Raw genomic sequence first — 14,861 nt, forward strand, 5'->3', positions numbered from 1 at the left:
TTCACAGCCCGAGGTCCTGGAGCGTGAAAGCGGAGCGGTAGTCGAGCCCCTCCTCGGCCATCCGGGGCGCCGCGCCCCGCTCGACGATCGTCGCCACGGCGACCACTTCCGCGCCCGCCTCGCGCAGCGCCTCGACGGCCGTCAGCGGGGAGGCGCCGGTCGTGGAGGTGTCCTCGACGGCGAGCACGCGACGGCCCTTGACCTCCGGGCCCTCGATCCTGCGCTGCATGCCGTGCGCCTTCTGCGCCTTGCGCACCACGAACGCGTCGAGCGGGCGCCCCTGCGCCGCGGCGGCGTGCATCATCGCGGTCGCGACGGGATCGGCGCCCAACGTCAGCCCGCCCACGGCGTCGTACTCCAGATCCTTGGTCAGGTCGAGCATCACCCTGCCGACCAGGGGCGCGGCCACCCCGTCGAGCGTGATCCGGCGCAGGTCCAGGTAGAAGTCGGCCTCCTGACCCGAGGAGAGCACGACCTTGCCGTGTACGACGGCCTTCTTCTTGATCTCGGCGAGCAGGTTGTCGCGGTCTGTCATGCGTCCCAGCTTAGGGTCCTCGCGCACGTCCAGGCGGCCCGCGTACGGCTGGCCAGGAGCGCCGCCGGAAGGTCCAGAAGCGCTGTCGGAAGGTCCGGGAGCGCTGTCGGAAAGGTCGGGAGCACTGACGGAAGGTAAACACGGCCCTTCGGTTTAGCCGGGACGGTGGCTGCGGAATGTTCGGGGGTAAACCCTGGGTAATTGTGAGGTCACTATGAGTGCAGAATCGCCGCAGAGCGATGCGGATCTTCTTCACGCGGTCAGAGCCGGCGACGCCACCGCCTATCGCGAGCTCCACGACCGCCACGTGGCCGCCGCGCGCTCCCTCGCCCGCCAGCTCGTCAGGGGGGAGGCCGAGGCCGATGACGTGGTCGTCGAGTCGTTCACCAAGATCCTCGACCTCGTCGGCCGTGGCGGCGGTCCTTCGGCGGGCTTCAGGACGTACCTGCTGACGGTCGTGCGACGCACTGTCTGTGACCGAACGCGGGTGGCCGACGGCCAGATACCCATGGGCGGGACCTCGCTCGATCCCGGTGTGCCCTTCATCGACCCGGCCCTCATCGGCCTCGAACGGTCGCTGATCGCCGAGGCGTTCCTGTCGCTGCCCGAGCGGTGGCGGGCGGTGCTCTGGCACACCGAGGTCGAGCACTCTCCACCCGCCGACGTGGCACCGCTGCTGGGCCTGTCAGCCAACGGCGTCACCGATCTCGCCCGCCGGGCTCTCGCGGGCCTACGGCAGGCGTACCTGCAGACGCACCTGGCCGCACCGCCGCCCCACACGTGCCGGCTGGCGCTGGGCAGTATGAGCCGTTACGTCCGGGGTGTGCTGGCCAGGCGGGACTCCAAGGCGGTGGACGAGCACGTGAGCGGCTGTCCCGAATGCCGCGCGGTCCTGCTGGAACTGACGGACGTGAGCCGGGGGCTGCGCGTCATCATCGGACCACTGATCGCCGGGCCGGTCTTCGCCGGGTACGCGGCGGCACTGGCCAAGGAGAGGACCCCGAGCGACCGCCCAGAGGGCTTTCCGCGCGCCCTGGGCCGGTTGGGGCGGGCGCCTGGGCGGTTGCTCGGCAGAGTGCGGCGGCCGTCCGGGCAGATCTCCGGGCGACCGGCCGGACAGATGCTCGGCCGGATGGGCGGGGTGCCCGGGTCCGTGCTCGGCCAGTTCTGGCGCGTGCCCGGGTCCGTGCTCGGCCAGTTCTGGCGCGTGCCCGGGTCCGTGGTCGGCTGGGTTCGGGGCGTGCCCACATACGCACAGGCTGCGGTGGCGGGCGGTACCGCCGCAGCTGTCGCGGCCGCCGCCGCGTTCACGCTGGTCTCGGCCGAGGAGCCGATGCCAAGGCCGGTCGCCAAGCCGGCCGCGTCAGCCGGGCCGCCGCCCGTATGGCCGGCCGACAAGCCCAGGCGGGTTCCTCCCGCTCGACCGGCCGCCCCGTCGGCGACGAGGGGGCACCGGGCGCGCCTGCACGCCACGATCGGCGTGCTCGGCGCGCTGGTCCGCGACCAGCCCGGCATCATCGGCCTACGACTCCGCAACTCGGGCAACGCCCCGACCGCCGAACTCACGGCCACCGTGGACCTGCCCGCAGGCGTCACGCTGATCCCATCGGGCGATTACCGTCATGGCGCCGCAGCGGGCGTAACCCTGACCCGGCCACGCGGCTCCGACCACGCCGCCGCACCGATCCAGCGGGGTGGCTATGAGCACGGTGCCGTGACCGGCGGGATGTCGATTCACCACAGTGCTGTGACGGACGGGATGCCGAGCCGGCCCGGTGGCAACGGCCACGGTGTCGCGGCGGGTGGGACGCCGATTCGGCCCGGTGTCTATGGTCACGGTGCCGAGGTGGTTACGCCCGTTGGGACCGTGGATGGCTGGACGTGTCGCCCGGCCGGGAAGGGCGCCGTGTGCGCCAGGGGGCCGCTTGAGGCGCGCCGCCGTACCGCTGTGTTCCTGCGTGTTCAGGTGGCCGCCCAGGCGCCCCAGGGTGACGGGCCCGCCGTACGGATCACGTCCGGCTCGCTGCGGGTCGGGGCGCGGTCCGCGGCCGGCGTACGGCGGGAGGGCATGCCCGCCAGGTTCGCCACCGACGGCAAGGTGACGGTCAGAGCGGTCGGCAACTCGCTCCTGAGCTGCCCGCTGGAGGACGACGGTTGCGCGGAGGCCCGGCTGCGGGAGGGCGACAGGCGTGACGACGAGCTGTGGCCCATGGCGGTCGTGGACGAGGACAAGGCACTGGAAACGTACGCCTCCAGCGGTGCCACGCTGCGATTGCCTCCGGGTGGTCGGGTCGTGTGGGCGGGACTCTACTGGTCGGCCAGTGGAGAGAACGCGGGGCCGATCAGGCTGCGGCCGCCGGGTCGGCGGCGTTACCTGTTCATCAAGCCCGAGCAGGTGACGGTCCGTGAGCTGCCCTCTGGGCCCGCCTACCAGGCGTTCGCCGACGTGACCGGGCTGGTCGGGAGCGTGAGACAGGAAGGCAGGTGGTGGGCGGCCGACCCGCCGATGGGGGAGGGGGTCGCGCAGCACGCCGGATGGAGCCTGGTGGTGATCGCGACCGACCCGACCGAGCCGTACAGCCACGCCGTAGTGCTCGACACACCGACCGTCGTCGGCGGCGAGGCAGGTCAGGCCCGGATCCCGCTGGACGGCCTGGTCCCCGCCCCCGCACCCGACCGAGGCCCGCGACGCCCGCGAGCGAGCGTGGCTCCTGCGGCCGAGCGTGCGCGAGGTTCGCGGGACGGCATGGCGGCCCCTGCGACCGTGCCTACGCTGACCCTGCGGAAGGGCCCTGCTCCTGCGGCCGAGCGTGCGCGGATCCCGGGTGGGGGTCCGGCCTCTGGAGGCTCGCCCAGGCGGGTCCCGTCGGGCGGGCTGGTGCCTGCTCGGATCGAGATGGTGGCCTGGGGAGGCGATGCCGATCTTGACGGTGACCGGCTCTCTCTGGGTTCGGGGCCGCTCACTCCCGAGGGAGGGGACCGTGACGCGGACAACGTCTTCGACGGCTCGTCCAACGGCACCAAAGGGATGACATTCGGTGTCGACGTCGACACGTTCGGCACCGAACTCGGCCATGACCCGGCGCTGGCCATCGATACGCGGAAGGATGTGGTGTTGTTCGCGATCGCCGCCGTCAGCGTGCGTGCACGGTCGTGACGTACGTGCACGATAGTGACCAAAGTCCGACATATTGGTACGGTCACCCCGAATGCACCGGCGTACGGTCAGGGCAGGGGCGAATCGTCGGGATTAACCTCGCGCGATCACCCGCTTTCATTACCCTGAGAGAGGGCCGCCCGCGAGTCCGGCTCTGACGGTGCACAGTCTGCTAGGTCGGACCACCAGGAAAGGGGCCGTGTCAGTGGATCGCTGCGCGCTGTTCGTGGACGCTGGCTATCTGCTGGCCGACGGCGCGATGGCCGTGCATGGCACCCGCCATCGTGAAGCCGTGGCCTGGGACTACCCAGGGCTCTTGCAGCTCCTGTCAAACCTCTCGCGCGAGCGCACCGGCCTGCCGATGCTCCGGTGCTACTGGTACGAGGCGACCGTCGAAGGACGCCGCACGCCGGAGCACGACGTGCTCGCCGACATCCCCGGCCTCAAGCTCCGTCTCTCGCGCATCCGCCCCGGTCGGCGCGAAGGCGTGGACGCCCAGGTGCACCGCGACCTGATGACGCTCGCCCGCAACAGCGCCATCTGCGACGCCGTCGTGGTCAGCGGTGACGAGGACCTCGCCCAGGTCGTCAGTGACGCTCAGGACCTCGGCGTCAGGGTGACCGTGGTGCACATCGCGGTAGACGGCAGCTGGGCGGTCTCCCGCACGCTCATGCAGGAGAGCGACGACCTCATCGAGCTGGGCGGCGTCCACCTGCGCCCTTACGTCAACATGGTGACCGGCGCCATCGAGGCGTCCAACGGCCACCACCAGCCGGTCAGCAACGGTCACGCCGGCCACGCGCAGCGGGAGCTGCCGCCCGCCCAGCCGAGCAGCGGCAGTCACGCCGCCGACAGGGCGAGCCAGGCCGGTACCAACGGCATGATGCCGTCGGCGGGGCGTGGCCAGCAGCCGCCGCCCAGCTACTCCAGCTACCAGCCAGATCCGACGCCGTCGGCCGCCCCGGTGACCGGACCCATCCCGCAGCAGCCGCAGGCGCCGACGACCGGACAGTTCGCGTCGCAGTCCAACGGGACCTACCAGCCCCCGCCGCCGCAGTCCAACGGGACCTACCAGCCCTCGCAGCTCGGTGCCTACACCGGCCCGCAGCCCGCGCCGGTCTCCCAGCAGCCCTCGGCCGCCACGGCCGGGGCGACCACGCTGTCCGACGCCGTCAAGGCCGCCCATCGGGAGGGGCACGACTTCGGCGAGTCCGTGGCCCGCGACGCGCCGGCCCTCTGGCTGGAGGCCGTGCTCGCGCGCAAGCCGCGGATGCCCTCCGACCTGGAGGCCCGCCTGCTGCAGGGATCGTCCCTGCCGATCGACTTCCTGCTGCACGACGAGGTACGCCACGCGCTGCGCCGCGGGTTCTGGGACGCCTTGGAGCGCGCCAGACACTAGTCTGACGCGCCCTGAGGCCGTTCCTCTCGACCTCTGACGTCGAGACCTACCTCTGCGTCCAGACGTCAGCGCGCCGCTGAGAACGGTCTCAGCGCCTCGGGGATTGATCTAGAGACGCCTCGGGGGATGAGACCAGAGACAGCGCCTCTCGTACGGACAAGGCACAGCGCCTCTCGTACGAGACGGCGCCCCTCATACCGGCAAGGGGCGGTGTCTCTCGTACCGGTGAAGGGACGGCGCGGCGGCTTACGACAGGGCGTCGAAGCCGGAGCGCAGGTGGGCGAGTCGTTCGGCGAGGTCGGTGAGCGGGACGGACAGCGTCGGGTCGTGCGACTTGTTGGCCAGCTCCCGCACCCTGCTCAGCTCGTCCTCCGCCGCCGTCAACCGCCGCGACAGCTCGGGCAGGATCGCCGCCTGGTCACCCGCGCCCGGCGGCAGTTCGCCGCTCAGCCGCTCGCGCAGCATCGACGCCTGCTCGGCCAGTCGCTTGTTCATGTTGTACAGCTCGGTGAACACCGACACCTTGGCCCGCAGCACCCACGGGTCGAACGGCTTGGTCAGGTAGTCGACCGCGCCCGCCGCGTAGCCGCGGAAGGCGTAGTCGGGCGCGCTGTCGACCACCGTGAGAAAGATGATCGGGATGTTGCGGGTCCGCTCCCGCCGCTTGATGTGGGCGGCCGTCTCGAACCCGTCCATGCCCGGCATCCGCACGTCGAGCAGGATGAGCGCGAACTCGGTGTTGAGCAGCGCCTTGAGCGCCTCCTCGCCGGACCTGGCGCGTACGGGCACCAGGTCGAGCGAGCTGAGGATCGCCTCAAGGGCGATGAGATTCTCCTCGCGGTCGTCGACCAGGAGGATCTTGGCACGATCCGGCATGGATCACGCCCCTTCGGCGGTGGATTCGCCGGTGGACCGCCCTCGGCCGAGCCAGCCGCGCAGCCGTTCGAGCAGCCGGTCGACGTCGACGGGCTTGGGTACGTAGTCGGACGCGCCCGAGGCGATGCTCTTCTCGCGATCGCCCCGCATGACCTTGGCGGTCAACGCGATGATCGGGAGATCGGCGAACTGCGGCATGCGCCTGATGGCCGAGGTCGTGGCCCAGCCGTCCATCTCCGGCATCATGATGTCCATCAGCACGAGAGCGACGTCCTCGTTCCGTTCGAGCTGTTCGATTCCTTCCCGACCGTTTTCAGCGTAGACGACCGTGGAGCCATGCCGTTCGAGGACGCTGGTGAGGGCGAACACGTTGCGGATGTCGTCGTCGACGATGAGGATCTTCGCGCCGTTGAGCGGGTCGTCGCCGTGCCACTGGCTGGTCTCCGCGAGCGGCTCGAGCAGCTCGGGCAGCGGCAGGTCGAGCGGCAGCGGCGGCTCGTGCAGCGAGGCCGCCGTCTCCTCGACCGGCGCGGCGAGCAGCTGCCTGCGCTCGACCACGGCGTCGCTGTCGGTCTCGGCCAGCGGGCCGGTGTAGGACGCCGGCAGGTAAAGGGTGAACGTGCTCCCCTTGCCCAGCTCGCTGTCGACGTGGATCTCACCGCCGAGCAGACTGGCGATCTTGCGGCAGATCGACAGGCCCAGCCCGGTGCCGCCGTACTTGCGGCTGGTGGTGCCGTCGGCCTGCCTGAAGGCCTCGAAGATGACCTCGCGCTTGTCGGGCGCGATGCCGATGCCGGTGTCGATCACCTGGAAGGCCAGCAGGTCGTGGGCGCCGTGCAGGGTGTCGTCGTCGAACTGGACCCCCGCGGGCACCGGCGTGACCCGCAGCTTCACCTCGCCCTTCGGGGTGAACTTCACCGCGTTGGACAGCAGGTTGCGCAGCACCTGTTGCAGGCGCTGCTCGTCGGCGCGCAGCTCCTGCGGCACGTCGCCGTCCACCTCGACGGCGAACGCCAGCCCCTTGTCCTGGGCCAGCGGCGCGAACGCCGCCTCCAGGAGGTCGACCATCTTCGGCAGCGACACCTGGATCGGATGGATGTCCATCCGGCCGGCCTCGACCTTGGACAGGTCGAGCATGTCGTTGATCAGCTGGAGCAGCGCGGAGCCCGCGCCGTGGATCGTCCTGGCGAACTCGACCTGCTGCGAGGTCAGGTTGCCCTCAGCGTTCTCGGTCAGCAGCTTGGCCAGCACGAGCAGGCTGTTGAGCGGCGTGCGCAGCTCGTGGGACATGTTCGCGAGGAACTCGGACTTGTAGCGCGAGGACACGGCCAGCTGCTCGGCGCGCTCCTCCAGCGTGCGGCGGGCCTGCTCGATCTGGAAGTTCTGGATCTCGATGGCGCGGTTCTGCTTGGCCAGCAGCGCCGCCTTGTCCTCGAGCTCGGCGTTGGACCTGCGCAGCTCCTCCTGCTGGCGCTGCAGCTCGTCAGAGCGTTCCTGCAGCTCGCGGGTGAGGCGCTGCGACTCCGTCAGCAGGTCTTCGGTGCGCGAGTTGGCGATGATGGTGTTCATCGTGACGCCGATGGTCTCGACGAGCTGGGTCAGGAAGTCGAGGTGCACCTCGCCGAAGGGGGTGAAGGAGGCCAGCTCCAGCACGCCCAGGACGCGGCTCTCGAACAGGATCGGGAGTACGACGATCTGCGCGGGCGTCGACTGGCTGAGGCCGCTGTCGATGGTGATGAACCGCGGTGGCACGTCGTCGAGGACGATGTGCCTGCCCTGGGCCGCGGCCTGGCCGACGATGCCTTCGCCGACCGCGAAGCGCTGGCGCGGGCCGCGGTCGGGGCGTACGCCGTAGCCGCCGATCAGCAGCAGCTCGTGCTCGCCCTCGGGGTCGACGCCGTAGAAGGCGCCGTAGCGGGCCGACACCAGCGGCGTCAGCTCGCTCATCGTCAGCTTGGCCACCTCGAACAGGTCGCGGTGGCCCTGCATGAGCCGGGAGATGCGGGCCAGGTTGGACTTGAGCCAGTCCTGTTCCTGGTTGGCCTGGGTGGTCTCGCGGAGGTTGGCCACCATCGAGTTGATGTTGTCCTTGAGCTCCGCCAGCTCGCCCTGCGCCTCGACGGCGATCGAGCGGGTCAGGTCGCCTCTGGCCACGGCGCTGGTCACGGTGGCGATCGCGCGTACCTGGGTGGTGAGGTTGCCGGCCAGCTCGTTGACGCTCTCGGTGAGCCGCTTCCAGGTGCCCTCCACGCCCTCGACCCGCGCCTGACCGCCGAGCTGGCCCTCCGAGCCCACCTCGCGGGCGACCCGGGTCACCTCGGAGGCGAACGAGGACAGCTGGTCGACCATCCGGTTGATGGTGGTCTTGAGCGCCAGGATCTCGCCCTGGGCGTCCACGTCGATCTTGCGGGTGAGGTCGCCGTTGGCGACCGCGGTGGTCACCTCGGCGATGTTGCGCACCTGGTAGGTCAGGTTGTTGGCCATGAAGTTGACGTTGTCGGTGAGGTCCTTCCAGACGCCCGACACGCCCTGCACCCGGGCCTGGCCGCCGAGCTGGCCCTGTGTGCCGACCTCGCGGGCGACTCGGGTCACCTCGTCGGCGAAGGACGAGAGCTGGTCGACCATCGTGTTGAGGGTGTCCTTGAGCTGGAGGATCTCGCCCTGCGCGTCGACGGTGATCTTCTTCGACAGGTTGCCCTGGGCCACCGCGGACGAGACCGCCGCGATCTGGCGCACCTGGGAGGTCAGGTTGTTGGCCATCGAGTTGACGTTCTCGGTGAGGTCCTTCCAGACTCCAGAGACGCCGCGTACCTGTGCCTGGCCGCCCAGTTGCCCCTCGGTGCCCACTTCGCGGGCGACTCGGGTCACCTCGGAGGCGAACGAGGACAGTTGCTCGACCATCGTGTTCATGGTCGACTTGAGCTCCAGGATCTCGCCCTGGGCGTCCACGTCGATCTTGCGGGTGAGGTCGCCGTTGGCCACGGCCGTCGTCACCTGGGCGATGTTGCGTACCTGGTAGGTCAGGTTGTAGGCCATCGAGTTGACGTTGTCGGTGAGGTCCTTCCAGACGCCCGACACGCCCTTCACCTCGGCGCGTCCGCCCAGCTTGCCCTCGGTGCCGACCTCGCGCGCCACGCGGGTCACCTCGTCGGCGAAGGACGACAGCTGGTCGACCATCGTGTTGAGGGTGTCCTTGAGCTGGAGGATCTCGCCCTCGGCGTCGACCGTGATCTTCTTGGACAGGTTGCCCTGGGCCACCGCCGTGGCCACGGTCGCGATGCTGCGTACTTGGCTGGTGAGGTTGTTGGCCATGAAGTTGACGTTGTCGGTGAGGTCCTTCCAGACGCCCGACACACCCGACACCCGGGCCTGGCCGCCGAGCTGGCCCTGTGTGCCGACCTCGCGGGCGACTCGGGTGACCTCCTCGGCGAAGCCGGAGAGCTGGTCGACCATCGTGTTGACGGTGTTCTTGAGCTCGAACATCTCGCCCACGGCGTCGACCGTCACCTTGCGGCTCAGGTCGCCCTTGGCCACGGCGGTGGTCACGACCGCGATGTCACGCACCTGCGCGGCCACCCGGGAGGACATCGTGTTGACGGCCTCGGTGAGGTCGCGCCAGCTGCCGGACATGCCGCGCAGGTTGGCGCCGCCACCCAGCCGCCCTTCGGTGCCGGCCTCCCTGGCCACCCGCGTGACCTCGGAGTTGAACAGCGCGAGCTGGTCGACCATGCCGTTGATCGCCTTGCCCAGACGGCGCACCTCGCCGCGGGCCGAGCGGTCGAGGTCGATCCGCCGCGACAGGTCGCCCTTGGCCACCGCGTCGATCACGTCGGCGGCACCGCTCACCGGGCTCACCAGGGCGTCGATCAGCATGTTGACCGACTCGACGCTCTCCGCCCAGGCGCCGACTCCCGGCCCCGGCGTCAGCCGCTCGCCGAAACGGCCCTCCTTGACAACTTCCTTGCGTACGCGCACCAATTCGTTGGCGAGATGTTCGCGACGGTCGGCCACTTCGTTGAGCAGCAGCCGCACCTCGCTGAGGATGCCGGCCGGGGCGTGCGGGACCCGGCGGCGGAAGTCGCCGTCCCGCCAGGAGAAGAGGGTCTCCAGGATCGGGACGAGGTCCGACTCCGTGTAAGTCCTCTCCTCAGAGCTCAGCGCGGCCTTGGCCGTTGTCATGGGTCCTCCTTCACTCCCGGGGTGCCACCGCGAGTGATTCAAGTCTGTCACGATGAGTAGCTCATAGTCCCGTCCTTGGATTTACCCCAAGTCAGCAGGAAGTGTGGTAGGCACGATGCGATGACTGGTACTCCCCATGCGGTGTTGGCCGCTACGTTCGCGCCCGGCGACACCGCTGTGACGGCTGCGATGAGGTTCACCCGTGAGGTGATGACCGCGTGGGCCGTCGGCAGCGTGCTGCACCTGGCCGAGCAGGTCGCGGGTGACCTGGCACAACAGGTGGTGGACGAGCCGTTCGAAGTCATCTGGAAGCATTTTGGCCACGCCGTGCAAGTCGAGTTGAGACAGCGGAGCATCTCGCAGGGTGACCCGAAGGCTCCGTCTGTGGGGGTGGAGGAGTGGGGGATCACCTTCTCTGGTGATTCTCGTGTCCATTGGGCAAGACTCACGCTACCCGGCTCGACGGAGACAGTGGCATCCGAATGGCTGGAGGAGAGCGCCAGGGGGCCGCATTGGCTGGGGTTCCTGGCTGACGCGAGCGACCTGCTCGCGGGCACTCTCGACCCCGACATGGTGCCGGCCATCATCGCCCAGATCGTGGTGCCGCGGCTGGCGAGCTGGTGCGCCGTCTACACCTCTGACTCCGCTGTCGGACCGCTGCGGCTGGTCTACCTCTGGCATGCCGACGAGGCCAGGATCGACGGGCTGCGCGAGCAGCTGGGCGACATGGACGCGATGATCGCCGACGCCCACGTCACCTCCACCGTCCACCTGGCCGACTCGCAGGTGCTCGCGGTCCCGCTGACCGCGCGCGGCCGGGGTCTGGGCATGATGTGCCTGGGCCGGCCCGACCGCTTCCCCGACGAGGTCATCCAGTTCGCCGAGGACATCGCCAGGCGGGCCGCGCTGGCCACCGACAACGCCCGCGTCTACGCCCAGCAGGCCGCGGCCAACCGGGCGCTCCAGCGCAGCCTGCTCCCGCCGAACGAGCCCGAGGTGCCCGGCCTCGACTACGGCGTCGTCTACGAGCCCGCGGGCGAGGCCAACGAAGTCGGGGGCGACTTCTACGACCTGTTCAAGGCCAGTGACGACACTTGGCGGTTCGCGATCGGCGACGTGTGCGGCACCGGCCCGGAGGCCGCCGCCGTGACGGGTCTGGCCCGCCACACCCTGCGCCTGCTCGCCCGCGAGGGCTACGGGGTGGCGGCGGTGCTCGGCCGGCTCAACCAGGCGATCTTGGAGGAGGGCGAGCGGGCCAGGTTCCTCACGCTGCTGCACGGCGACATCACGCCGGTGCCGAGCGGTCTGGAGGTACGCCTGGTGTCAGCCGGTCATCCCGAGGCGCTGCGCCTCAAGCCGAGCGGCGTGGTGGAGACGGTGACGACCCCGCAGTCGCTGCTCGGAGTCTTCCACGAGGTGGTGTTCGAGGCCGACACGCTGCATCTCGACCATGGTGACGTGCTGCTGGCGGTGACCGACGGGGTGACCGAGCGGCGTTCGGGCGGGCGGCTGCTCGACGACGACAGCGGGCTGGCCAAGCTGCTCGCCGAGTGCGCCGGGCTGTCGGCCCGCGCGGTGGCCGAGCGGATCCGCAGAGGGGCGGCCGACTTCGCCACGGAGCCGAGCGCGGACGACCTCGCGATCGTGGTCCTTCGCGCCCGCTGACCCCCGATGTCCTTCACGCCCGCTGACCCTGATGGGCGCGCCCGCTGAAATGGGCGCGCCCGCCGACCCTGATGGGTCATTTCAGTTGACTAACGGGTTTGACTAATTGTCGATTATCAGTGTGGATTTACATGCTTGCGGGCGAATTCAAGCTGTAGTGCGATTTGCGCGATCCGTTCGGACATGACCAGAGAGCCGCGGATGGCGTCATAGGCATACACCTCGTGCTCCCGGCCGTGCTCGGCCAGTTTCGCCACATACTTCTCGATCTGCCGCAGTGGGCAGCGGCTGTCGTTCTCGCCGGCCAGGATCAGCACCGGGCTCTCCACCCGGTCCACATACGTGATCGGGGAGCTGGCCGCGTAGCGCTCGGGCTGCTCGTCGGGCGATCCGCCCAGCAGCGCGCGATGGTAGGCGCGCAGGCTCTCCGCCTCGTCCTCGTAGGAGGTCTGGTGGCAGGCGATCGGCACCGCCGCGATGCCGGCCGTCCACAGCTCGGGCTGGATGCCGAGGCCGAGCAGCGTGAGGTAGCCGCCCCAGGCGGTGCCCGTCAGCAGCATCCTGGCGGGGTCGGCGATGCCGCGTTCGACGACGTGCTCGCGTACGGCGGCGACGTCGGCCAATTCGATGTGGCCGATGTCGCTGTGGAGCGCGTCGCGCCAGGCCGAGCCGTAGCCGGTAGAACCGCGATAGTTGACCCGCACCACCGCGAAGCCGGCGTCCACCCAGGCCGCGACCTCGGGGGAGAAGGCGTCGCGGTCGTGCGTGGTCGGGCCGCCGTGCAGCAGGAAGACGGTGGGGAACGGCGCGGCGCCGGACTCCGGCCGGGAGACCAGCGCGTGGATCCTGCCGCCGGGGCCGGGCACGTCGAGGTCCTCGACGGGGACGCTCGGCGGCGCCGAGGGGCCGCTGGAGTTGAGCACGACCTGGCCGTTGCTGGAGCGGATCACCGGTGGCCGGGAGGCGCTGGACCAGGAGTATTCGACGTTGCCGCCGGGGCGCGGGGCCGCGGCGTCGATCACGCCGTGGGGCGTCTCGAGCAGGGTCAGCCCGCCGCCCGCGAGGTCGTAGCGGTGCAGGTAGCTGCGGGCGCGGTTGTCGCGGAGGATCAGCAGGCCGCGGCCGTCGTCGTACCAGCTGGCGGTCAGCTCGCCGGAGTCCTTCATCCAGATCTCGCGCTGCTCGTCGGTCACCGGGTCCCAGACCAGGGGCGCCTGACGCTGACGGCGCTCGTGCAGGGCGAGCAGGCGGCGGTCGCCCGGCACCGGGGCGAACTTGAGGCCGATCACGCCCTTGTCGGGGCCGTCGTAGAGCTCGCCGACGACGTCGCCGTTCTGGCGTACGACACGGAGCGCCGGATGACGGAAGTCGCCATACTCGGCATGATTTATCGCAATAAGTGTGCCGTCGAGGGACATGTCGGCTACCCAGGCCGCCTCGGCATGCTCGTACAGCAGGCGAGACGGTTCGCCGGGCTTTACCAGATGGATTCTGAACGAACCCTCGCTGGCCAGGCTGATCGCCGCGTGGCCCGCCATGGACAGGGCGATGCCGCCCGGCTGGCCGGGCTCGAGGTCGGGAGCGACCTGCTCGTCGGGGCCGCCGTTGAACGGCTGGCGCCACCACAGGCCGAACTCGTCGCCCTCGGTGTCGGCGAACCAGTAGATCCACTGGCCGGTGGGGTCGATCGCGGCGTGGGCCGTGCCCCTGGGCCGGTCGGTCACCTGGCGGTTGGCGCCGCTGGCGCGGTCCCAGGCGTAGACCTCCCAGGTGCCGGTGGCGTTGGAGCGATAGATCGAGCGGTTCGGGGCCAGCCGTGCCCAGGAGGGCAACGTCATGCGCGACGCTCGGAACCTGGCCTGCCAGCGTTCCTCGGCCTTCATCCGGCGCGCCCCCCTCCCTCTCTCACCCCGCCTCTGGGCGTGGGTTGCCGTCCAGTATTGCGCTTGTCTCGCGGAAATACTCTGGGAATGTGGGGGAATTTCGGACTAAATGCCCCATCATTAACACGAGTCGCAGATGTCCGTCAAGGAACAGCCCTTGATCGCGGCGGGGCCTCGAAGATAGACAGGTGGAACGCGGCCTTGGCCGACACTTTTTCCCGCTTTTTCACAGCATCCCGTGACAGAAAGCTGGAAATTCGCTCCGCCAGCTCGGTCGCCTCAGTGTGCCACGCGCTCGGTCCCATCCCCACCACGCCGGCGACCTCGTCAGGGCTCAGCTCCAGGTCGAACTCGACCGTCCGCCGCTCGGTCTCATCGAAGCCTTCCAGGCTCCTGGCCAGCCGCCGCTCCTTCTCCTCGTCGACGGAGAGCAGCCCCAGCTCCTCGACGAGCGGGCTCAGATGCGCCTGAGCGGGTGTCACGACCATCACCACACCGCCAGGCCGCAGAATGCGCCGGAACTCTGGACCGTTCCGCGGCGCGAACACGTCGATCACCACGTCGGCCACCCCGTCCCTGATGGGCAACGGCCGCCACACGTCGGCCACGAAGGCCCCCGCCCTCGGATGCGCCCGGGCAGCACGCCGCACGGCGTGCTTGGAAACGTCGAATGCCATCCCGATGCCACGGTCCACCGCTCCCAGCACCGTCGCCAGGTAGTAACCGGTCCCGGCTCCGGCGTCAACGATCACCGGATCCGGCACGTGACCGGCGTCCTGCCGCGCCGTCCCTGCTCCACGAGCCACTGCGGCACTACGGTACGCCTTCTCTGCCCCCGCGTCCGGCAGTGCCGAGAACCTATCCCTACGGAAAGCATCGTCTTCCCGGCCATTGGCGCCGACCATCCTCAACCGCACACTCTCGGCGAGCGCGTCGGCGAGCGGAGCGTAGTGTCCGGTTCCCAGGAACTCGGCCCGCGCCGCCACCATCGCCGCGCTGTCAGCCGTTCCCGGCGTCCGCGAGCCGACCAGCAGGCTCACATAGCCCTGCTTGGCCACGTCGTACGCATGGCCCTCGGCGCAGCGGAGCGTGTCACCCGCCAACCACATCTCACGGGCACAGACCGGGCAGGCCAGGTATTTGATGATGTCAGCAAGCATGCGCCCA

General features: G+C 69.9%; 8 protein-coding genes. 3 read left to right on the forward strand and 5 right to left on the reverse strand.

Going from position 1 to position 14,861, the window contains the following annotated elements:
* Position 1: 1 nt before the first annotated feature.
* On the reverse strand, positions 2-535 hold the full coding sequence (pyrE, locus tag AB0H88_RS38900) for an orotate phosphoribosyltransferase (RefSeq protein WP_357653568.1): 534 nt from the start codon (positions 533-535) through the stop codon (positions 2-4).
* Between the two features lie 214 nt (positions 536-749).
* Between pyrE and AB0H88_RS38905 the strand changes: the two genes are divergently transcribed.
* Positions 750-3,692: a sigma-70 family RNA polymerase sigma factor gene (locus tag AB0H88_RS38905; protein WP_357653570.1), complete on the forward strand. Its 2,943-nt coding sequence runs from the start codon at positions 750-752 to the stop codon at positions 3,690-3,692.
* 205 nt (positions 3,693-3,897) lie between these two features.
* A complete protein-coding gene (locus tag AB0H88_RS38910) occupies positions 3,898-5,091 on the forward strand; it encodes an NYN domain-containing protein (RefSeq protein ID WP_357653674.1) in 1,194 nt (397 codons plus the stop codon).
* Between the two features lie 246 nt (positions 5,092-5,337).
* Here AB0H88_RS38910 and AB0H88_RS38915 read toward each other — a convergent pair whose 3' ends face one another.
* Both AB0H88_RS38915 and AB0H88_RS38920 read right to left on the reverse strand, forming a co-directional pair.
* The gene (locus AB0H88_RS38915) at positions 5,338-5,967 is read right to left on the reverse strand and encodes a response regulator (RefSeq protein WP_357653572.1); all 630 of its coding nucleotides are present in this window, start codon (positions 5,965-5,967) and stop codon (positions 5,338-5,340) included.
* Positions 5,968-5,970: 3 nt separating this feature from the next.
* Positions 5,971-10,146, reverse strand: a complete 4,176-nt coding sequence (locus AB0H88_RS38920; protein WP_357653574.1) for a HAMP domain-containing protein — start codon at positions 10,144-10,146, stop codon at positions 5,971-5,973.
* A 120-nt stretch (positions 10,147-10,266) separates the two neighbouring features.
* On the opposite strand from AB0H88_RS38920, the gene AB0H88_RS38925 reads away from it, so the two are divergent.
* On the forward strand, positions 10,267-11,811 hold the full coding sequence (locus tag AB0H88_RS38925; RefSeq protein WP_357653576.1) for a GAF domain-containing SpoIIE family protein phosphatase: 1,545 nt from the start codon (positions 10,267-10,269) through the stop codon (positions 11,809-11,811).
* A 116-nt stretch (positions 11,812-11,927) separates the two neighbouring features.
* On the opposite strand, the gene AB0H88_RS38930 is transcribed toward AB0H88_RS38925, so the two are convergent.
* Both AB0H88_RS38930 and AB0H88_RS38935 read right to left on the reverse strand, forming a co-directional pair.
* A complete protein-coding gene (locus AB0H88_RS38930; protein ID WP_357653578.1) occupies positions 11,928-13,694 on the reverse strand; it encodes a prolyl oligopeptidase family serine peptidase in 1,767 nt (588 codons plus the stop codon).
* Positions 13,695-13,837: 143 nt separating this feature from the next.
* Positions 13,838-14,854: a putative RNA methyltransferase gene (locus AB0H88_RS38935; protein WP_357653580.1), complete on the reverse strand. Its 1,017-nt coding sequence runs from the start codon at positions 14,852-14,854 to the stop codon at positions 13,838-13,840.
* Between the last annotated feature and the right edge of the window lie 7 nt (positions 14,855-14,861).

Origin of the sequence: Nonomuraea sp. NPDC050680, assembly GCF_040654555.1 — a bacterium.
GTDB lineage: Bacteria > Actinomycetota > Actinomycetes > Streptosporangiales > Streptosporangiaceae > Nonomuraea.

Excerpts from the sequence above, each read along its gene's own strand:
- pyrE (WP_357653568.1), bottom strand. The coding sequence starts at position 535 with ATGACAGACCGCGACAACCTGCTCGCCGAGATCAAGAAGAAGGCCGTC.
- AB0H88_RS38935 (WP_357653580.1), bottom strand. The coding sequence starts at position 14,854 with ATGCTTGCTGACATCATCAAATACCTGGCCTGCCCGGTCTGTGCCCGT.
- AB0H88_RS38905 (WP_357653570.1), top strand. The coding sequence starts at position 750 with ATGAGTGCAGAATCGCCGCAGAGCGATGCGGATCTTCTTCACGCGGTC.
- AB0H88_RS38915 (WP_357653572.1), bottom strand. The coding sequence starts at position 5,967 with ATGCCGGATCGTGCCAAGATCCTCCTGGTCGACGACCGCGAGGAGAAT.
- AB0H88_RS38925 (WP_357653576.1), top strand. The coding sequence starts at position 10,267 with ATGACTGGTACTCCCCATGCGGTGTTGGCCGCTACGTTCGCGCCCGGC.
- AB0H88_RS38920 (WP_357653574.1), bottom strand. The coding sequence starts at position 10,146 with ATGACAACGGCCAAGGCCGCGCTGAGCTCTGAGGAGAGGACTTACACG.
- AB0H88_RS38930 (WP_357653578.1), bottom strand. The coding sequence starts at position 13,694 with ATGAAGGCCGAGGAACGCTGGCAGGCCAGGTTCCGAGCGTCGCGCATG.